We start from the raw sequence: 18,915 nt of genomic DNA on the forward strand, positions 1-18,915 counted from the left end.
TCGGTTGCTCGCCCGCGTGGGGGACGCCGTGCGGTTGTCCTCGCCTTCCCGTCGAGCCTAGGCTGGGCGACCGGCGTCCCGCTTCGGGACTTTCGGCCCTGTAAAGCCGTGATTTCGGTGTGCACACTGGGTTTTCCGGCAGGAAGTGGGTGGAACGGCATGCCCGCCGCGACGGTCGAGCAGTTGCAGCAGTCCGTTGTGGACGAGCGGCTGAGACAGCTCGAACGGCGGCTGGCCACCGAACAGGACCCGGTGCCGGCGAGTGTGGTGCACGCCTGCGTGGAGCAGGCGCGGTCACGGTTCGCCGGTGCGCGGGTACGTGCCTTCGTCCCGATCCTGGTGGAGCGGGTGGTCCGGGCGGAATTGGAGAGCTGCCCGGGGGCCATGTCGCTGACGGAATGGGCCCGCTGCACGGCGAAACGCCTGCTGGCACGGTCACTTCCGCGGCGATGGGCCCATTCGCAGGGGGTTGCGGGCCGGGCCGCGGCGATCGGGTGGGCGCTGCCCGAGGGGGAGCGGGAAGTGCTTGTCGCCGCGGCCTGGCTGCACGACATCGGGTATGCGGAAAGCCTGGTGCGGACCGGGATGCACCAGATCGACGGAGCGCGGTTCCTGCTGCGGCAACGGGTTCCGGAGCGGATCTGCGCGCTCGTCGCCCATCACGCCGGTGCGGCGGCGGTCGCGGAGTTGACCGGCCTGTCGGCGCAGCTCGCCGAGTTCCGGGACGAACGCGGGCGGGTGCGCGACGCGTTGTGGTACTGCGACATGACCACCGGGCCGACGGGCAGGCCGGTGTCGTTCGAGGGCCGGATGGCCGAGATCAGATCGCGGCGCGGCCCGGCCGACCCGGTGGTGCGGGCGCTGGAGATCAACGGGGCCGAACGAGCCGCGGCCGTGCGGCGTACCGAAGACCTGCTCGCGGGGCTCGTGCCCGCTTCCTAGTTGCTGATCCGATCGAAGGCAGGCAGGCGCGGTCGGCGGCGGGTCTGGTCGGGGGCCTGTTGTCGTGGTGGCTGCCGCGGGGTTGGTAACGAACGGTTCGGTTACTTGAGCAGCGCCGCCACCAGATCGCGCACCCAGTCGGGCTCGACCCCGCCGTCGGTGAAGATCGCGCGGTAGTACAGCGGGCCGAGTAGTGCGTCCGCCGCGCGGCCGAGTTCCGGGGCGGAGCCGCCGCGGGACTTCTCCCGCTCCAGCATCGCGGCCAGCTGCGCGTGGCGGTCGGCGGTGCAGGCGCAGCCGCCGTCCGGGCCGGAGCCGATCGCGGCGCGCATCACGGCGAGGGAGTCCGGGTCGGCGAGGTCGGTGGCCACGTCTTTCGTCCAGCGCTCCAGGTCCTCGCGCAGCGAGCCGGTGTCGGGCACGACGATGTCCCCGCTGAACCGGCTGGTCGCCACGTCGTTGAGCAGTTCCGCGACCGAGCCCCAGCGCCGGTAGAGCGTCGTGGGATGGACTCCCGCGCGGTTGGCGACGGCCGGCAGCGTCAGTGCTTCGGCGGACTCTTCGGCCAGCAGTTCCTTCACCGCGAGATGGACGTTCGCGCGGACCCGGGCGGAGCGGCCGCCGGGCCTGGTCTGGGTGGTGCTCGAGGACATAAGCTGATTATCGCACTGATCGATGCGTTTGCGCTATGCTCGCGCTAACGCACCGATCACTGCTTTAGAGGAGTTGTGTTGTCCGAGTCCTCCCTTCTGGCGTCTCCGGTCGCCGCGCGCCGGCCTTCCCGTGGGGTGACCTTCGCGGCCGTGGCGGCGATCGCGGTGCTCTTCCCGGCCGCGTCCAGTGCCCCGTCCCCGCTCTACGTCGTCTACCAGCAGCAATGGCATTTCTCGGCCGTCACGCTCACCGCCGTTTTCGCGGTGTACGTGCTCGGGCTGATCGCTTCACTGATCGTGCTGGGCGCCTTGTCCGACTACGTCGGCAGGCGGCCCGTGCTCGCCGCCGCGATCGCGCTGGAAGCCTTGTCGCTGGTGCTGTTCGTGACCGCGGGCAACGTCCCGATGCTGTACCTCGCGCGGCTGCTGCAGGGCATCGCGACCGGCGCCGCGTTGACGACACTCGGCGCCACGCTGGTCGATCTCAATCCGCCACACGCACCTGGCCGCGCCGGGCTGATCAACGGGATCGCCCCGACGAGCGGCCTGGCCCTGGGCGCGCTCGGCTGCGGCGCGCTGGTGCAGTACGCGCCCGCGCCGACGCATCTGGTGTGGCTGTTGCTGCTCGCCGGAATGGTGCTCGCCGGCGTGGTCGTGGCGATGATGCCGGAGACCTCGGCGCGGCGTTCCGGTGGCCTGGCGTCGCTTTCGCCCCGGCTCGGCGTGCCCGAGCGGTTGCGCAAGGATTTCTACGCGCTGGTCCCGATCGTGCTGGCGAGCTGGGCCCTGGGTGGTCTGTACCTCTCGCTCGGGCCGTCGGTCGCGGCCGGGATCTTCGGGCTGAGCAACCATTTGGTCGGCGGGCTCGTCGTGACCCTGTTGTGCGGCACGGGCGCGCTGACGTCGTTCTTCCTGCGGGAGCGGTCGATGGAGGTGGTGCTGCGCGCGGGTGCGGTGCTGCTGGCCGTGGGAACCGCCGTGACGCTGGCCGGGATTCTCACCGGCGCGATGGTGCCGGGTCTCGTCGGCACCGTGCTGGCCGGCGTCGGCTTCGGCGCCTCGGCGCTGGCCACTTTCGGCACTCTGGCAAGGATTTCCGGGCCGTCCGAGCGGGGCGAGCTGTTCGCTGTTGCTTACACCGTGGCGTACCTGGCGTTCAGCGTCCCGGCCGTGATCGCCGGGTTCGCCGTCAACTCGGTGGGGCTGCGCAGCACCGCGATCGTCTACAGCGCGGCGGTGATCGTCCTCGGCCTGGCGGCGCTCGGCGCGCAGCAACTCCGTTCGCGGCAAGCGTGAGCCGGCCGGCAGGCGGCTCCCTCAGCCTGTGCACGAGGGAGCCGCCGCGCCACGGCGGTCCGGTTCACCAGCGAACGGGCTAACCGGATTGGGCCGTTCGAGGGGTCAATGTCGTTACCGTCCGGTGATAATTTCTGCGATCGTGCCCATCAGGAAAATCGTCATCGCACTCGGCCTGCTCGGGGGTGTGCTGCTGGCCGGCGGCGGCGTCGTGATGTGGCGCGTCCTGCCCGTCTCCGACGACACTTCGATGAAAATCGTCGTGCCCGACACCCACTACACCCCGCTCGCCGCCCCGCCGCCCGCGAGCACCACCACCACGATCCCGCCGCCGACCACCACGACGACCTCGCCGCCCGCGCCGTCGGCGAAGTCCGGCACCAAACCCCGCCCCGCCTCGGCCTCCACGACGAAACGGGCGGCCGACTCCTCGATCGCGGGCCAGCTGCTCGCGCTGGTCAACGAGCAGCGCGCGACGGCGGGCTGCCATGCACTGAGCCTCGACGGCCGCCTCGACGCCGCCGCCCAGGGCCACAGCGACGACATGTCCGCGCGGAACTACTTCTCGCACGACACGCCCAGCGGCGTCGGCTTCGCGCAGCGTATCGAGGCGGCCGGATATCCCAGCCCCGCCGCGGAAAACATCGCGAAAGGCTCGACGACCGTCGCGCAGACCATGGACCTGTGGATGAACTCCGACGGCCACCGCCGGAACATCCTCAACTGCTCCTACACGAAGCTCGGCGTCGGCCTGGCCCGCGCCGGCTGGTACTGGACCCAGGACTTCGGCTTCTGACGCGCCTAGCTGCTGTGGTGCTTCAGCAGCCGCGCCAGCAGTCCGGTGAGCTGCTCGCGTTCCTCCGGGTTCAGCGGTGCGAGCAGCTCCTCCTGGACCCCTTCGACGGTGCGGTCCAGCCGTTTGAGCTTGCGGCGACCGGCGGGCGTGATCGTGACGACGTTGCGCCGCCGGTCCGCCGGGTCCGGGTCGCGGCGCACCAGATCCTGTTCGGCCAGTTCGTTGAGCGCGGCCACGACGTCGCTGAAGTGGATCCCGCTGCGCCGCCCGAGGTCGGCCTGGCTCGCCGGGCCGAACTCCTCCAGCGTGGCGAGCAGCCGGTAGTGGTAGCCGCGCATGCCCACCTGGGCGAAGCCTTCCGAGACGAGCCGGTGCGCGTGGCTCGCGGACTGGGTGAGCAGCCAGCTGGGCAGGCCGCTCAGCCGCGACGGGATCTCCATGAGCAGCAAGGTTAGCCGCTATCGTTAGTCAGCCCAACGTTGACGCGCCCGAGGACTCACCGGGCTTGCCGAGGCTGACGGAGAAGCACTCGTGCCATTCGGTCCAGATCGTGCGGTAGGAGTCCACGGTGAGGCCGGTCAGGTAGCTGTCGGTGCCGCCGGTGAACTTCTCGCGCGCCCGGGCCAGCCGGGGCGCGTAGAGGGCGAAATGCTTCGCGATGGGCACGATCTCCTCGAGGACGGCCCGCGCCCCGTCGTCGATCGAGGCCAGGCGCGGCGCGAACTCGGCCGCGCCGGTCTTGATCGCGTCCCTGGTCCGCCAGTCCGCGCAGAGTTCTTCGAACTCGCCGTCGAGCACGAGGAACGCCTCGAAGGCCTTCGTCAGCTGTGGTTGCGAGCCTTCGGAAAGCGTTTTCATCCGGTCCTCGGCCGTGCGCCTGCCCGCCCGGGTGGTGGTCCAGCCCTGCCGGGCGTCCCCGGTGTCGCGTACCGAACCCTGTTCGGCCAGTTTCGCCAGCCCGGCGCGGATTTCCGCCTCGTCCGCGCCCAGCGCTTCGGCCAGCTGCGGCGGGGCCGCCTGTGCCCTGATGCGCAGGATCTGGAGGATTCCCTCACCGTTCTCCGCTGACATCTTCGCCGCTCCTCCTCGGTCTGCCGGTGAAACCACGCAGGGCGAAGAAGATATCGGCCGCGCGGCCGGCGTGGCCACGCGGGTCGAAGATCACCTAGCATCGTTGGGTTCCCCAGCGTCCGTCCCGCGGCGCCGGTGAAGCGCTTTCAGTCTTCTGGCTCTTGACATCGAAGACCCGTTTCGGACTGTGCACTGTGACTGTCCATTCGAGACTGTTCGCCGGGATTCCCGCACACGGACGGCGTTTGCGTTGCTAAGCTGGCGAGGTCGAGCGCTGGGGGAGGTGGCAGGCCTTGACCGAGCCGCGGCGGCGCGGCAGGCCACCGGTCTCCGGTGGCCCGAGTACGCGCGAGGTCATCCTGCAGGCAGCGCGGCACGTGTTCAGCGAGCAGGGCTACGAGGGCACCACCGTCAAGGCGATCGCCGAGCGCGCGGGGCTCACCAGGCCCGCCGTCAACCACTACTTCCGCACCAAGGAAGCGCTCTACCGCGCGCTGTTCACGTCCACCAGGCAGACGGTCGTGGCGGCGGGCGCGGACACCGCACAGGCCAGGGAAACCCTGTCCGGGCAGCTCGCCGCGTTCCTGCGATCGGCCTCGCAGGTCGATTCGCGGGACCGCTCCTATGCCCGGTTCATGGCCGCGTCGCTGCTCGACGCGTTCCGCCATCCCGAACTGGGCGACAGCGCCCACGGGCAGCTCGCCGACGTGCGGGAGTTCGTCGGCGGCGCGGTGCGGATGGCGGTGGAGCCCGGGGAGATCCGTGCGGACACCGACGTTCCGGCGGTCACCGAGATGCTCGTCGCGGTGCTGTGGGGGATGGGGCTGTACGCGGGTTTCGTCGGGACGCACGATCAGCTGGAGTCGGTCGTCGCGCAGTTCTGCCGGTTGCTGGAAGGAACGTTGTGGTAGCGGGGCCATTTCCGGTGCCCGGAATACCCGCCGCGGAAATGGTGGAATCAGCTCGCCGGAAATTGACGGCCACGCAAATTCCGGCGGGCCGGGGAGGAATTCCCGTTCGCTATGCTGCCCCGGTGTCCGGGTCCGGGCGGAGCGCTCTTTCCGGGAGGCGGTCGTAATGGCGAGGCCCAGAATCCCGCTGATCTCCCGCGACCGGGCGCTGGCCGTCGCGCTGGAGATCATCGACGAGCGGGGCCTGGAAGGGCTGAGCATCCGCAGGCTCGCCGACGCGCTGGGGGTCAACGGCGCTTCGCTCTACCACCATTTTCGCGACAAGGACGAGATCGTCGCCGGAGCGGCCGAGCTCGCGCTCGCGGAGCTGCGCCTGCCGGCCGAGCAGGGCGGCGGCTGGCGGGCCTGGCTGCCCGAAAGTATCCGGCGGCTGCGCCGGGCGATGCTCGCCCACCCCGCGCTGGTCCCGGTGATCGTGCGCCACCGCTCGCTCGGGATGGGCGCGCGCGTGCTGGACATCTGGGCCACCCGGCTGATGGACGAGGGCGTGCCGAGCGCCGCGGTGATGCCGTTGCTCGACGCGCTGGAGCTGTCCGCGATCGGCAGCGCCCTGCACGAGACCCAGGGCGCGGCCATGCCGGTCGACGGCTTTCCCGCGCTGGCCAGGGTGACGGCCGAGCGCGGGCTGTCCTCGGCGGAGATCTTCGACCTGGTCATCGCCGGCATCCTGGACGCGGTCGAGGTCGCGGTGAAGCAGCGCCAGGCTCGCTGGTTTCCGGACAATCCCCGCAAACACACCGCGGCCGGGAGTTAGTTCCGCTGGAAAACGGCGGTCCACGCTGCGAGCATGGACCGCATGCAGAGATCGCCAAGACGGCCTGGTACGGGCACGCGCATTCGAAATGCCGTCGAATGAGTACCGAAGATCAGGCGCGGAAACTCGACGAGAGCGATCCCGGGCACCGGTCGTTGTTCCACATCCCGCCCGCCGAAGGCGGGGAATACCCGGAATCGGCGTACTTCGCGGGGAATTCGCTCGGACTGCAACCACGCGCGGTGCGCGCGGAGCTTGTCGCGGAGCTGGACGACTGGGCCCGGCTCGGGGTCGAGGGCCATCTGGCCGCGAACCGGCCCTGGCTGCCTTATCACGCGCAGCTGACCGGCCCGGCCGCGCGGCTCGTCGGGGCGCTGCCGTCGGAGACCGTCGTGATGAACTCGCTGACGGTCAACCTGCACCTGCTCATGGTTTCCTTCTACCGGCCGGCCGGTGACCGCACGCGCATCCTGATCGAGGATTCCGCGTTCCCCTCCGACAGCTACGCGGTGCGGAGCCAGGCGCGTTACCACGGGCTCGAACCGGACACCACAGTCGTCCGGCTGGACACCGGCGAGATCCTGGACTTCCTGGCCACGCAAGGGGAAACGGTCGCACTGGTGCTGCTGGGCGGGGTCAACTACCTCACCGGCGAGCTGCTGGACATCCCGGCGATCACCGCGGCCGGGCACGCGGCCGGCGCGGTGGTGGGCTGGGATCTCGCGCACGCTGCCGGCAATGTGCCGTTGCGGCTGCACGACTGGGGTCCGGATTTCGCGGCCTGGTGTTCCTACAAGTACCTCAACGCGGGCCCGGGTGCCCTCGCCGGTGCGTTCGTGCACCAACGGCATCACGGCAACAAGGAGCTCCCGCGTTTCGAAGGCTGGTGGAGCACCGAGGAAGCCACCCGGTTCGAGATGGCCCCTTCGTCCCGCCCACCGTCCACAGTGGAGGCTTGGCAGGTCTCGAACCCGCCCGTGCTGGCGATGAGCCCGGTCCGCACGTCACTGGAGATCTTCGACCAGATCGGGATTCCGGCGCTGCGCGAACGAAGCCTGCGGCTCACCGGCTACCTCGAAGAACTCCTCGACGAGATCCTGCCCGGCCGCCCGATCACCGTGCTCACCCCACGCGAGCCCGCCCGGCGCGGCTGCCAGCTCTCGCTTCGCGTGCCGGACGCCGAAGATCTTTCCCGTCGCCTGCGCGTGGAATCCGGCGTGGTCACCGACGCCCGGAAACCCGACGTTGTCCGGATAGCCCCGGTGCCGCTGTACTCCAGCTATCACGACTGCTGGCGCGCGGTGCGGGCGCTCGCCGCGCTGATCCCGGAGGAAGCATGATCGCGATCGTCGGCGGTGGCCTGGCCGGCTGCCTGCTCGCCTGTTACCTGGCCCGGCGCGGCGAGGACGTCGTGCTTTACGAACGGCGCGCCGACCCGCGGGCCGCGGGTGCCGAACGCGGCCGGTCGATCAACCTCGCGCTGTCCGAGCGCGGTCTCGACGCGCTGCGCCGCGTGAGCCTGGACAACCAGGTGCTGGCCGGTGCGCTGCCGATGCGTGGCCGGATGGTGCATCCGGTCGACGGGGAGCCGGGGCTGCAGCCTTACAGCGCCGACGGCGAGCGCGCGATCAACTCGATCAGCCGGGCGGCGCTGAACAATGTGCTGCTCGACGCGGCGGACAAAACCGTGCGGATCGAGTTCGGCCACCGGCTGAGCAGGCTCGAACCGGGCAGCGGGCAGATGTGGTTCGACACTCCCGGCGGCGAGGTCCGCGCCGTCGCGGACGTCGTACTGGGCGCGGACGGGGCGGGTTCGGCCGTGCGCGGGCAGTTGCTGCGGGCCGGGGCGACCACGGAAAGCCTGGATTTCCTGGACTACGGCTACAAGGAGCTGACGATTCCGGCGCGCGCGGGCGAGTTCGCGCTCGATCCCGGGGCGCTGCACATCTGGCCGCGCGGCCGGTCGATGATGATCGCCCTGCCGAACCCCGACCGCTCGTTCACCGCCACCCTGTTCTGGCCGAACAGCGGTACCGCCAGCTTCGCCTCGTTGAGCAGCCCGGCCGCGGTCGAGAGGTACTTCGCCGAGCACTATCCGGACGTCGTGCCGCTGATCCCGGGCCTCGTCGAGGACTACCAGCTCAACCCGGTCGGCCTGCTGGGCACGGTCCGCTGCACCTCGTGGCATTCCGGCCGGGCCGGGCTGATCGGCGACGCGGCGCACGCCATCGTGCCGTTCTACGGCCAGGGCGCCAACTGCGCGTTCGAGGACGTCGTGGTGCTCGACCGGTGCCTGAGCGAGACCGGCGGTGACTGGACTCGCGCGCTGCCGTTGTTCGAACAGAGCCGCCGGGCTGACACCGAGGCGATCGCGCGGATGGCGCTGGCGAACTTCATCGAGATGCGGGACAAGGTGGCGTCGCCGGTTTTCCGCCTGGGACAACGGATCGAGCACACCCTCGAACGGCTGCTGCCGGGCCGGTACGTGTCGCGCTACGAGCTGGTGTCGTTCTCCACGGTGCCGTACGCACAGGTGCGGCGCCGGGTGCGCGGGCAGCACGCCCTGCTCTTCTCGGCCGGTGCCGCGGCCGTGTCCGGGGCAGCGGGCGCGGCGGTGAAACTGATGCGCCGATGAACCCGGACGAAGAGCTCCGCCACGGAGTTCCGGTACACCGTCGGGAAAACGGGTCGCCGGTGCGCCTGCCCTCTGGTTAGGTCTCGGGGGTGAGTACGCCGATACGCGAGGAACTGCGGAACGCCCTCAAAGCCGCGCTCAAGAACAGGGAGCGCGCCGCCATCGGTGCGCTGCGGTCCGCGCTGGCGGCGATCGACAACGCCGAGGCGGTACCGGCCGGCCAGCGGGTGGACACCACCATCGGGAACGAGCACGTCGCGGGCGCGGCCCTCGGGGTCGGTGCCGCGGATGCCGCGCGCCGCAACCTTACCGAGGCCGAGGTGCGCTCGATCGTCACGAACGAGGCCGGCGAACGCACGGACGCCGCGGCGGAGTACGAGCGCCTCGGACGTGGTGAGCGAGCCGAGCAGCTCCGCGCGGAGGCCGCGGTATTGCAGCGTTTTCTGGCGCCCCCGCTCAGCCCCGCTTGACCGTCTCGATTCCCGGGGAAGCGGTGCGGCTCGGGCCTAGTCGTGCGCTTCCCAGAGCGCGAGCGTGGCGTGCACCGGGTCCTCGATCACGGTCACCGAGCCCTGGGGCAGGTCGACGCGTTCGCGTGTCACGGTGGCGCCGAGTCCGACCGCCTTGGCCACGGCGGCATCCAGATCCGCGACCGGTGCATACGGAATCCACTGCGGCTGCCGGGCGTCGTCCTCGGCGAGCTGGGTCAGCGCGCCCCACGGGCCGGTCTCTCCGGTGAACATCGGCACCGGCAGATCGGCCACCTGCCAGCCGAAAAGCTCCGTGTAGAACCGGCGCGACGCGCCGACGTCGGTGGTGCGCACGTCCATGAACACGAACGGGGAACTCATCATGGCCTCCTGGGTCAGGACAACTGTCCTGAACTTAGGACACGCGTCCTAATCTTGGCAAGCCCGGGTCCGCGGCGCCGGCGTGCGCGGCGTCGGGGGCATGAGGTTTTGCGTGACCAGCGGTCGGCCCGCGCCGCCGACGGATGCGGATTACGCTGCGCGGATGAGCCTCAGTATTCGCAACCAGCTCGCCGGCACGGTCCTCGCGGTGGTCTCCGGCGAGGCGATGGCGACGGTCAGATCGCGGCTGTCCGGCGGGCAGCTGATCACCGCCGCGATCACCCGCGAGGCCGTGGACGAGCTCGGCCTCGCCGAAGGCACGGCGGTCCGGATCCTGATCAAATCCACCGAGGTGTCGCTGGCCACCGGGCCGGTGCGCGGAATCAGCATCCGCAACCAGTTGCCGGGGCAGGTCTCCGCGATCTCCGCGGGCGGCGCGATGGCCACCGTCAAGGTCGCCGTCGAAGGCGGGGAGCTGACCGCCGCGATCACCCGTGAGGCGGTCGAGGAACTGGGCCTCGCCGCAGGGGTCCCGGTGGCCGCCCTCGTCAAGTCGACCGAGGTCTCGCTCGCCACCGGCTGATCACGCGAGAACAGTTGGTGAATTTCGTTCTGGCGCAAGGAATCCTGGGATCGGCTGTCGTGCGCCCTGGTCGCAGTGGTATCTATGAGCGCATGAGCGACCAGCCCACCGGCAACACCCTTGCCGTGATCAGGGCGGCCCTGCCCGCGCTGCTGCCCAGCGAGCAACGGGTGGCCGAGGTGGTGCTCGCCAGGCCCACCGAGGTCATCGACTGGTCGGTGGCCGACCTCGCGGCGGCGGCGAACACGTCCTCGGCGACGGCGGTGCGGGCCTGTCAGCACCTGGGGTTCCGCGGTTTCCAGCAGCTGCGCCTGCTGCTCGCGCGCGACGTGGGCACCGGGGCGGAACCGGTGCGTGCGGAGTTCGGGCCGGAGGACTCGCCGGAGGCGATCGCCGCGGCGGTGTTCGCCACGGTCAGCACCATGGTCGCGGAGGGGATGGGCGCGATCGAGCCCGCCGCGCTGCGCGAGGCGGCCGACGTCCTGACCGACGCGCGCCGGATCCTGTTCGTCGCCAACGGGGCCTCGGGTTTCGTCGCACAGGCCGCCGCGCTGCGGTTCGTCACCGCCGGGTTTCTCGCCGAAGCCCCGCAGGAGGCGATCAGCCAGCAGATCATCGGCCGCCTGCTCGCGCCGGAGGACGTCTGCGTCGCGATCAGTTCCAGTGGCTCCAACGAACTGACGCTCCGCGTCGCCGAGGCGGCGGGCAAGGCGCGCGCCACGGTAGTCGGGATCACGTCGTTCGCCCGCTCGCCACTCGCCGCGGTGGCTGACATCACGCTCGTCACCGGCACGCTTCCCTTGCAGGGCAACGATGTCATGGCCGGTCCGGTCGCGCAGCTGGCGCTGCTGGTATCCCTGCAGCTGACCGCCGGTTTCCGTCGGCCGGACGTGTCCGCGGAGGTGCTGGACGAGGTGTGGAACGTGATCACCCCGGACACGCGGCGTAACTGAGGTTCACGCCCGACCCCTGATTTCTGTTGTGAGCGTCGGAAAACGCTCGACCGCCGGTCACCTTCCGTTCATGTCCTTCGCCAACACTCGCTGTGTAAGCGCGTACCAGAGATAAAGGAATCTCTGTAACGCGGATTCACGGGAGGATGTCGTGGGACGGATACACCTCGAAGAGCTCACCCGCCGGTTCGGCGGCGTGACCGCGGTCGACCGGGTGGACCTGGAGATCGCGGACGGCGACTTCCTCGCACTGCTGGGCCCCAGCGGCTGCGGGAAGACCACCCTGCTGCGGATGATCGCCGGCCTGCTGCCACCCAGCGCCGGCCGCGTCCTGGTGGACGGCGACGACGTGACGCACCTGCCGCCCAAAAGCCGCGACCTGGCGATGGTCTTCCAGAGCTACGCCCTGTACCCGCATCTGAGCGTGGCCGGCAACATCGGCTTCCCGCTGCGCGTGCGGCGCCGGCCGAAGGCGGAGATCAGGGACCGGGTGTCCGAAGTAGCCGCTCAGCTGGACCTGTCCGCGCTGCTTCGCCGCCGCCCCAAGGAACTTTCCGGCGGACAGCGGCAGCGGGTGGCGCTCGGCCGTGCACTGGTGCGCGAGCCGAAGGCGTTCCTGATGGACGAGCCACTGTCCAATCTGGACGCCAAACTGCGCACCGCGACCCGCACCGAGCTGGCCGCGCTGCACCGCAGGCTCGGTTCGACGTTCGTCTATGTCACGCACGACCAGGTCGAGGCGATGACCATGGCGACGCGGATCGCGCTGCTCGACGGCGGGAAGCTGCAACAGGTCGGCACCCCGGCCGAGGTCTACGACGAGCCCGCGTCGGTGTTCGTCGCCGGATTCCTCGGCGCGCCACCGATGAACCTGCTGCCCGCCCGCGTCCGCACCGTCGACGGCCGCGTGCGGGTACAGGCCGAGCATCTCGACGTTCCACTGTGGACCGGAGAGACGCCGGAACAGGAGGTGGTGCTGGGCATCCGGCCCGAGCACCTGTCCTTCGCCCCGCTCACCGAGGAACCCGGCAAACGGCCACTCCTGCGCGGAACCGTTACCGCGCTGGAAAACCTGGGCAGCGAAGAAGTCGCGATCTGCGAACTGGGCGCTTCCACCGTCGCGGTACGCGGACCGCGCCCGCTAGGCGTGATCGCCGGCGAGACCGTCGCGCTCGCCGCCGACGCCGCGTACGTCCACCTGTTCGACGCGCCGACCGGACGCCGGCTCGTCTGGCGGCCCGAACCCGCACTGGCCGCTGTCTGAAACCCCAAGGAGAACCATGAGATCCCTACGCCGTTACGGCGCGGGCGTGCTGCTCGCCGCGGTGGCAGTGCTGGCCACCGCGTGCGGCGGGCTGGGCGCCACCGCCACCAGTTCCGGCTCCGCCTCGCTGATTCCCGAACTCGACCCGAACCAGCGGGTCGACATCACCTTCGAGAGCTACAACCTGGCGACCGCCGGGACGTGGACGAACACGATCAACGACCTGCTCACGAAGTTCCATCAGCTGCACCCGAACATCACCGTGCACGGCCAGCCGCCCCAGGGCGCCGGTGCCGCGAGCGCGAACACGATCTCCAGCGTGCAGAGCCAGCTGATGGTCGGCAAGGCGCCCGACGTGGCGCAGCTGACCTTCGGCGACCTCGACTACGCGGTCAACAAGCTCAAGCCCGCGGCGCTGGAAGACCTCGTCGGCACCGACGCCGTGCAGGCCGCTTTCGGCGGCACGCATCCGATCGCCGAGCGCGCCCGCACCCTGGCCACGATGAACGGCAAGACCTACGGGATGCCGTACGTGTTCTCCACCCCGGTGCTGTTCTACAACGCGGACCTGTTCCGCAAGGCCGGTCTCGACCCGGACAAGCCGCCGGCGACCTGGGCCGAAGTGCAGCAGGACGCGCTGGCGATCAAGAACGCCACCGGCGCGGACGGCGCCTACATCGACTGCCTCACCAAGGCCGCGACCGACTGGTGCCTGCAGGCTCTCGTCCGCTCCGACGGCGGCCGCGTCATCTCCGCGGACCGTAAGACCCTCACCTTCGCCGATCAGGGTGCCGTCGACGCCGTCACGATGGCCCAGCAGATGGTGCGCACCGGCGCCACCCCGGACCTCGCCCAGTCCCAGTCCTCCGACGCGATGGGCCGCGGCGGGCTCGGCATGATCCTGGAAACCAGTGCCCTGCAAGGAACCTTCCAGCAGCAGGCGGCCGGCAAGTGGGAACTGCGCTCGGCGCCGATGCCCTCCTACGGCGACAAGGCCGCCGTGCCGACCAACTCCGGTTCGGCCCTGTTCATCTTCTCCGGCGACCCGGCGAAGCAGCGCGCCGCGTGGGAACTGATCAAGTTCATGACCAGCGACGAGGCCTACACCGCGATCTCGTCCAAGATCGGTTACCTGCCGCTGCGTACCGGCCTGGTCGACGACCCGAACGGCCTCAAGGACTGGGCCGCCAGGAACCCGCTGCTCAAGCCGAATCTCGACCAGCTGAACCGCCTGGAGCCGTGGACCTCGTTCCCCGGCGACAACTACGTGCAGATCCGGGACCTGATGATGCAGGCCGTGGAAAACGTGGTGTACCGCGGCGCGGACGCCAGGACCACGCTGACCGAGGCCCAGACCCGGGCACAGGAACTGATGCCGAAATGACCACTGTGGACAGTGCGATCCCCGGGCGTCACCTCCCGCTGACCGGTACGCACAACGTCCGTGACGTCGGCGGGTACCCCACCCGCGACGGCGGCACCCTCCGCTGGCACACCCTGCTCCGCGCCGACGGACTGTCCCGGTTGGACGAAGCGGGCATCGCCCGGCTTACCGGCCTGCGTACCGTGATCGACCTGCGCGAGCAGGACGAACGCGAGCAGGCGCCCGAACCGTTCACCGGGGACCGGCCCGTCCTGCGCTGGTGCCCGGTGTTCGACGGCAGGCTGCCCGCGCAGCCGGGGCTGGAGCTGGCCCGGATCTACGAGCGCATGGTCGACGAATGCGGCGCGCGGCTCACCGCCGCGGTCCGGGCGCTGGCCGAGCCGGAAGCGCTGCCCGCGCTCGTGCACTGCACGGCGGGCAAGGACCGCACCGGGGTCGTGATCGCGCTGGCGCTTTCGGTGGCCGGGGTCGCCCACGACGTCATCGCGGCCGACTACGCGCTCACCTCGGTCCACCTCGGCGAGGCATTCCTGGCCGACGTGCGGGCCAGGCACGCCGGAATGGGCCTGCCGCAAGGCTATGAAGAACTCGCCGTCGCCTGCCCGCCGGAGCTGATTCTGTCCACTTTGGACCGCATCACCGCGGCACACGGCAGCGTGGAGAACTTCCTGCTGGCCCATGGCGCGACCCGTGAAGAGCTGACCGCGCTGCGCACAGCGCTGGTCGAAAACCGTTGAGGGAAAGGAAAAACATCATGACCGTCCCCACCCATACCATCGTGCAGATCAGTGACACCCACATCGTCGAGGAGGGCAAGCTGCTGCACGACAAGGTGGACACCACCGCGAACCTGCTCGCCTCGTTCGGCGCGGTCGAGGAACTCGGCACCGCGAAGGCCGTCGTGCTCACCGGGGACCTCGCCGATACCGCCGACGCGGCCGCGTACCAGCGCCTGCGCGGGCATGTCGACGAGTTCACCGAGCGTACCGGCCTGCCCGTGCTGTACATGATGGGCAACCACGACGAGCGCGCCGCGTTCCGTGCGGGCCTGCTGGACGCCGAGGGCACCGAGCCCTACGACTACAGCCGGACGATCGACGGGCTGCGGGTGATCGTCATGGACAGCACCGTTCCCGGCCACCACCACGGCGAGTTTTCCGGCGAGCAGCTGGCGTGGCTCAAGAACGAGCTGGCCACCCCGGCGCCCGCCGGCACCGTGTTCGCGCTGCACCACCCGCCGATGCCTTCGCCGCTGCCGATCATGGAGGACCTCGGGTTCCGCGAGCCGGAGAAGCTCGCCGAGGTGCTGCGCGGCACCGACGTGAAGATCGTCGTCAGCGGGCACGCCCACCACGCCGCGGCCGGGGTGCTCGCCGGGATCCCGGTGTGGATCAGCGGCGCGAACGCCTACACCCAGGACGTGCTGGCCGGCCCGGACCGTATCCGCGGCATCGTCGGTGCCGCCTGCACCCGGATCGACGTGTACCCCGAAACCGCCACCGCGACGTCGGTGCCGGTCGGCGTGAGCGACACCGTTTACGAGGGTTCGATCAGCGACATGATGGCCATGGCGGCCGAGTACTCGCACTGACCGCCGTGCTCGTTCCCGTCACCGCCCCCGCTCCGGCCGGCGTCCCCGAGAGCCGGGCTGCCCGGCTCTCGGTGACGCGCCGCCTGCGTGGCCGGCTCGTCCCGCTGCTGTACCTGGCGCCCGCACTGGTCTTCCTCTACCTGTGGACCTACCGGCCGCTGGTGCGGACCGTCCAGCTTTCCTTCTACAACTGGAACCTGCTGCCCACGTCCCCGATGACCTCCGCCGGGCTGAGCAACTACGCCAGGGTGCTGTCCCTGCCCGAACTCGGCCAGGCCGGCTGGAACACGGTGGTCTACATCCTCGCGCTGCTGCCGTTCACCGTGGTGGTGCCGACGGCCGTGGCGCTGCTGGCCCGCCGGGTGCGCGGCCGCGCGAAAACCGTTTACCAGGCGCTGATCTTCCTGCCGACGCTGGTCACCCCGATCGCGAGCGCCGCGGTGTGGCGGTGGCTGTTCGACCCGCGGAGCGGCCCGGTGAACCGGGTGATCCGCGCGCTGGGCGGCGAGCCGGTGAACTTCCTGCGCGAGCCACACGCGGCGATCATCGCGATCATCGTGGTGTCCGGGTGGAGCCTGCTCGGGTTCGCCACGCTGGTGATTTCGGCCGGGCTGACCGGGATCAGCGCCGACTATCCGGCCGCCGCCTCGCTCGATGGCGCCTCCCGCTGGCAGACCACCCGGTGGATCACGCTGCCGCTGCTTTCCCCGACCGTGCTGTTCCTGGTGCTGATGACCACCCTGCTGTCGGTGCAGATCACGTTCCCGCTGATCGACATCCTCACCCAGGGCGGCCCGGACGGCGCCACCACGAACGTCTACTACCTGTTGTGGGAGTACGGGTTCCGCAATTTCGACGCCGGTTTCGCCGGAGCCGCGGGCACCGTGTTCTTCGTCTGCTTCGGGCTGCTGGCGGTGCTTTTCGTGTGGCTGTCCGACAAGCTGAGCTTCTACGACAACTGAGGAATTCCGATGCCCCTCGCCGTTCTCGACCCGCCCGTGGTGGCCGGGCCGCAGGTCATCGAGACCGTGGCCGGCGACCAGCCGGTCGGGGAGACCACCCGCGGCCGGTCGCTGGCCGGGCACCTGCTGCTGGTCGTGCTGTCGCTGTTCGCGGTCTTCCCGATCTACTGGATGTACGCGACTTCGGTGCGCCGCCCGCAGGACGTGCTCGACACCAGCCCGCTGCCGTGGCCGCTTTCCCCGTTGAGCTACGACTACGTGTGGCACATCATCCCGATCGGGAAGATGCTGCTCAACACGTTCCTGGTGGCCGCGTCCAGCAGTGTGCTGCAGCTGCTCGTGGCGCTGCTGGCCGCCTACGCCTTCGTCGCGTGGACCTTCCCCGGGCGGAACCTGGTGTACCTGCTGTTCGTGGGTGCGTGGCTGGTGCCCTTCCAGGTCACCATGATCCCGAACTACGTGTACCTGTCCCAGCTCGGCCTGCTCAACGCGCTGGCCGGGGTGGTGGTGCCGACGGTGTGCTCCACGATGGCGATCATGTTGCTGCGCCAGCATCTCCAGGCGTTCCCGAAGGAGCTGCTCGACGCCGCGCGGATGGACGGGCGCTCGTCGTGGCTGACCTTGTGGACGGTCGTGGTGCCCAATCTGCGGCCCGCGCTGGCGTCGCTGACGATCATGCTGTTCATCTCGGCGTGGAACGACTACTTCTGGCCCGCGCTGGTGCTGCAGCGCACGGATTCGGTGCTGCAGATCGGAATTCGCGGGTTCCTCTCCGCGGAGGGGGACAACTGGGGCGCGGTGATGGCCGCGTCCGGGATCGCCTGCCTGCCGATCTTCGCGTTGTATCTGATCTTGCAGCGGCAGGTGATGGACGCGTTCGTGCGTTCCGGGCTGCGCTGAGCCTCAGCCGCCGCAGTAGCCCACGGTGGACGGCGGCTGGTAGTCCGAGAACTGCCAGCCGCCCTCGACCTGTTTCGCGGTCAGGGCACCGATGCCGCAGTCGGTCATGGTGACCAGGTTCTGTTTTCCGGTGTCCTTGGTGTGCGGGGTCTGGTGCGGCGTGGTCACCTCGGCGCCGGCTTTGCTCACCGCGCCGGGACAGTCCGCCGATTCCCACGCCTGCGCGAAGGTGTGCGCTCCCTCGCTCGTGAACAGCCCGCATACCGCCGTCGAGTCGAGCTTGGCCAGCGCGCTCACGTAGGCGCTCCAGAGCGCGTCCGGGTCGGCTTTCGGGGTGCCCGATTGCTGGGCCGAACCGCCGCAGGCCGCGAGAAGCAGCGCGAGGGCCGCGACCGCGGCGATCTTCTTCACCTGCTGCACCGTAGCGAACTTGATCTCCGCGGGCGACCCCTTTCGAGTGGGCTCGAAACCTCGCCGGTTGACATGCAAGCATTTACTTGCCTATCGTGGCGTCACGATGGACAAGGTCTTCAAGGCACTCGCCGGCCAGACCCGGCGCTACCTGCTCGACCGGCTGCACGAGCAGAACGGGCAGACGCTGGGGGAGCTGTGTGAGCGTCTCGACATGACGCGCCAGGCCGCGACCCAGCACCTGGCGGTGCTCGAGGCGGCGAACCTGGTCAGCACGGTGCGGCGGGGACGCGAAAAGCTGCACTACCTCAATCCCGTGCCGCTGCACGAGATCTCCGAACGCTGGATCGGGAAATTCGAGCGCCCGCGGCTCACCACGCTGAGCGCGGTCAAGAGAAAGGCGGAGGACGCGATGTCCGACAGGCCCGGTTTCGTCTATGTCACTTACATCGAGAGCACACCGGAAAAGGTGTGGGAGGCGCTCACCGACGCCGACCTCACGGCCCGATATTGGGGCCACAGCAACGTTTCCGACTGGCAGGCCGGGTCCAGCTGGGAGCATCGCAGGCTCGACGGGTCCGGTATCGCCGACGTGACCGGCACGGTCGTGGAAGCCACGCCACCGAAGCGCCTCGTCACCACGTGGGACGCGCCGGATCCCGCGGACGGCCCGTCGCAGGTCACGTTCGAGATCGAGCGGCACGACGGGATCGTCAAGCTCACCGTCACGCACGTCGACCTGCCGAGCCAGGCCGATTTCGAAGCGGTGTCCGGTGGCTGGCCCGCGGTGCTGTCGAACCTGAAGTCCCTGCTCGAAACCGGCAGCACGCTGTCGCGCGCGCCGTGGACGGTGGGCTGAGTCGGCCATTCGTGTTCGCCCGGCCGGCCGATGTCCCGC

The 18,915-nt window shown here is 69.9% G+C and carries 22 protein-coding genes; 17 read left to right on the forward strand and 5 right to left on the reverse strand.

Annotated features, from left to right (window positions below):
• The first annotated feature begins 159 nt into the window (after nucleotides 1-159).
• Entirely contained in the window at nucleotides 160-942 is a 783-nt protein-coding gene (locus VHD82_RS06690; RefSeq protein WP_325698122.1) for an HD domain-containing protein, read from the forward strand.
• 101 nt (nucleotides 943-1,043) lie between these two features.
• On the opposite strand, the gene VHD82_RS06695 is transcribed toward VHD82_RS06690, so the two are convergent.
• A complete protein-coding gene (locus VHD82_RS06695) occupies nucleotides 1,044-1,595 on the reverse strand; it encodes a TetR/AcrR family transcriptional regulator (RefSeq protein ID WP_325698123.1) in 552 nt (183 codons plus the stop codon).
• A gap of 78 nt (nucleotides 1,596-1,673) precedes the next feature.
• On the opposite strand from VHD82_RS06695, the gene VHD82_RS06700 reads away from it, so the two are divergent.
• Both VHD82_RS06700 and VHD82_RS06705 read left to right on the forward strand, forming a co-directional pair.
• Nucleotides 1,674-2,891 (forward strand): MFS transporter, encoded by a 1,218-nt coding sequence (locus tag VHD82_RS06700; protein ID WP_325698125.1) that lies wholly within the window; start codon nucleotides 1,674-1,676, stop codon nucleotides 2,889-2,891.
• A gap of 142 nt (nucleotides 2,892-3,033) precedes the next feature.
• Nucleotides 3,034-3,687, forward strand: a complete 654-nt coding sequence (locus tag VHD82_RS06705; protein ID WP_325698127.1) for a CAP domain-containing protein — start codon at nucleotides 3,034-3,036, stop codon at nucleotides 3,685-3,687.
• A 5-nt stretch (nucleotides 3,688-3,692) separates the two neighbouring features.
• On the opposite strand, the gene VHD82_RS06710 is transcribed toward VHD82_RS06705, so the two are convergent.
• On the reverse strand, nucleotides 3,693-4,127 hold the full coding sequence (locus VHD82_RS06710) for a MarR family winged helix-turn-helix transcriptional regulator (RefSeq protein WP_325698129.1): 435 nt from the start codon (nucleotides 4,125-4,127) through the stop codon (nucleotides 3,693-3,695).
• 28 nt (nucleotides 4,128-4,155) lie between these two features.
• Nucleotides 4,156-4,758, reverse strand: a complete 603-nt coding sequence (locus VHD82_RS06715; protein ID WP_325698131.1) for a hypothetical protein — start codon at nucleotides 4,756-4,758, stop codon at nucleotides 4,156-4,158.
• Nucleotides 4,759-5,051: 293 nt separating this feature from the next.
• On the opposite strand from VHD82_RS06715, the gene VHD82_RS06720 reads away from it, so the two are divergent.
• The 5 genes from VHD82_RS06720 (at nucleotide 5,052) to VHD82_RS06740 (ending at nucleotide 9,588) form a co-directional block, all read left to right on the forward strand.
• On the forward strand, nucleotides 5,052-5,669 hold the full coding sequence (locus VHD82_RS06720; protein WP_325698133.1) for a TetR/AcrR family transcriptional regulator: 618 nt from the start codon (nucleotides 5,052-5,054) through the stop codon (nucleotides 5,667-5,669).
• Nucleotides 5,670-5,835: 166 nt separating this feature from the next.
• The gene (locus VHD82_RS06725; RefSeq protein ID WP_325698135.1) at nucleotides 5,836-6,483 is read left to right on the forward strand and encodes a helix-turn-helix domain-containing protein; all 648 of its coding nucleotides are present in this window, start codon (nucleotides 5,836-5,838) and stop codon (nucleotides 6,481-6,483) included.
• A 98-nt stretch (nucleotides 6,484-6,581) separates the two neighbouring features.
• Nucleotides 6,582-7,823: a kynureninase gene (gene kynU, locus VHD82_RS06730; protein ID WP_325698136.1), complete on the forward strand. Its 1,242-nt coding sequence runs from the start codon at nucleotides 6,582-6,584 to the stop codon at nucleotides 7,821-7,823.
• On the forward strand, nucleotides 7,820-9,118 hold the full coding sequence (locus VHD82_RS06735; protein ID WP_325698138.1) for an NAD(P)/FAD-dependent oxidoreductase: 1,299 nt from the start codon (nucleotides 7,820-7,822) through the stop codon (nucleotides 9,116-9,118). Before kynU ends, VHD82_RS06735 begins: the two co-directional genes overlap by 4 nt.
• Before the next feature lie 89 nt (nucleotides 9,119-9,207).
• On the forward strand, nucleotides 9,208-9,588 hold the full coding sequence (locus VHD82_RS06740) for a GatB/YqeY domain-containing protein (RefSeq protein ID WP_325698140.1): 381 nt from the start codon (nucleotides 9,208-9,210) through the stop codon (nucleotides 9,586-9,588).
• Between the two features lie 36 nt (nucleotides 9,589-9,624).
• Here the strand turns inward: VHD82_RS06740 and VHD82_RS06745 are convergent, their stop codons facing one another.
• Nucleotides 9,625-9,969 carry a VOC family protein gene (locus VHD82_RS06745; protein ID WP_325698142.1) on the reverse strand — a complete coding sequence of 115 codons (345 nt, stop codon included), beginning with the start codon at nucleotides 9,967-9,969 and terminating at the stop codon, nucleotides 9,625-9,627.
• Nucleotides 9,970-10,132: 163 nt separating this feature from the next.
• On the opposite strand from VHD82_RS06745, the gene VHD82_RS06750 reads away from it, so the two are divergent.
• From VHD82_RS06750 to VHD82_RS06785, 8 genes are all read left to right on the forward strand, one after another.
• Nucleotides 10,133-10,552: a TOBE domain-containing protein gene (locus VHD82_RS06750; RefSeq protein WP_325698144.1), complete on the forward strand. Its 420-nt coding sequence runs from the start codon at nucleotides 10,133-10,135 to the stop codon at nucleotides 10,550-10,552.
• A 92-nt stretch (nucleotides 10,553-10,644) separates the two neighbouring features.
• Nucleotides 10,645-11,505 carry a MurR/RpiR family transcriptional regulator gene (locus VHD82_RS06755; RefSeq protein ID WP_325698146.1) on the forward strand — a complete coding sequence of 287 codons (861 nt, stop codon included), beginning with the start codon at nucleotides 10,645-10,647 and terminating at the stop codon, nucleotides 11,503-11,505.
• A 151-nt stretch (nucleotides 11,506-11,656) separates the two neighbouring features.
• A complete protein-coding gene (locus tag VHD82_RS06760) occupies nucleotides 11,657-12,769 on the forward strand; it encodes an ABC transporter ATP-binding protein (protein WP_325698148.1) in 1,113 nt (370 codons plus the stop codon).
• Nucleotides 12,770-12,785: 16 nt separating this feature from the next.
• Nucleotides 12,786-14,153, forward strand: a complete 1,368-nt coding sequence (locus tag VHD82_RS06765) for an ABC transporter substrate-binding protein (protein WP_325698150.1) — start codon at nucleotides 12,786-12,788, stop codon at nucleotides 14,151-14,153.
• On the forward strand, nucleotides 14,150-14,890 hold the full coding sequence (locus VHD82_RS06770; RefSeq protein ID WP_325698152.1) for a tyrosine-protein phosphatase: 741 nt from the start codon (nucleotides 14,150-14,152) through the stop codon (nucleotides 14,888-14,890). The genes VHD82_RS06765 and VHD82_RS06770 overlap by 4 nt, the downstream gene beginning before the upstream one ends.
• Before the next feature lie 17 nt (nucleotides 14,891-14,907).
• Nucleotides 14,908-15,744, forward strand: coding sequence for a metallophosphoesterase (locus tag VHD82_RS06775; protein WP_325698154.1), 837 nt, complete (start codon nucleotides 14,908-14,910; stop codon nucleotides 15,742-15,744).
• 5 nt (nucleotides 15,745-15,749) lie between these two features.
• Entirely contained in the window at nucleotides 15,750-16,706 is a 957-nt protein-coding gene (locus tag VHD82_RS06780) for a sugar ABC transporter permease (protein ID WP_325698156.1), read from the forward strand.
• Between the two features lie 9 nt (nucleotides 16,707-16,715).
• Nucleotides 16,716-17,606, forward strand: a complete 891-nt coding sequence (locus VHD82_RS06785) for a carbohydrate ABC transporter permease (protein WP_325698158.1) — start codon at nucleotides 16,716-16,718, stop codon at nucleotides 17,604-17,606.
• 3 nt (nucleotides 17,607-17,609) lie between these two features.
• On the opposite strand, the gene VHD82_RS06790 is transcribed toward VHD82_RS06785, so the two are convergent.
• A complete protein-coding gene (locus VHD82_RS06790; protein ID WP_325698160.1) occupies nucleotides 17,610-18,017 on the reverse strand; it encodes a hypothetical protein in 408 nt (135 codons plus the stop codon).
• A 106-nt stretch (nucleotides 18,018-18,123) separates the two neighbouring features.
• Here VHD82_RS06790 and VHD82_RS06795 point away from each other — a divergent pair, with 106 nt between their 5' ends.
• Nucleotides 18,124-18,876 carry a metalloregulator ArsR/SmtB family transcription factor gene (locus VHD82_RS06795; RefSeq protein ID WP_325698162.1) on the forward strand — a complete coding sequence of 251 codons (753 nt, stop codon included), beginning with the start codon at nucleotides 18,124-18,126 and terminating at the stop codon, nucleotides 18,874-18,876.
• Nucleotides 18,877-18,915: the final 39 nt, after the last annotated feature.

Origin of the sequence: Amycolatopsis sp., assembly GCF_035546795.1 — a bacterium.
Taxonomy (GTDB): Bacteria; Actinomycetota; Actinomycetes; order Mycobacteriales; family Pseudonocardiaceae; genus Amycolatopsis_E.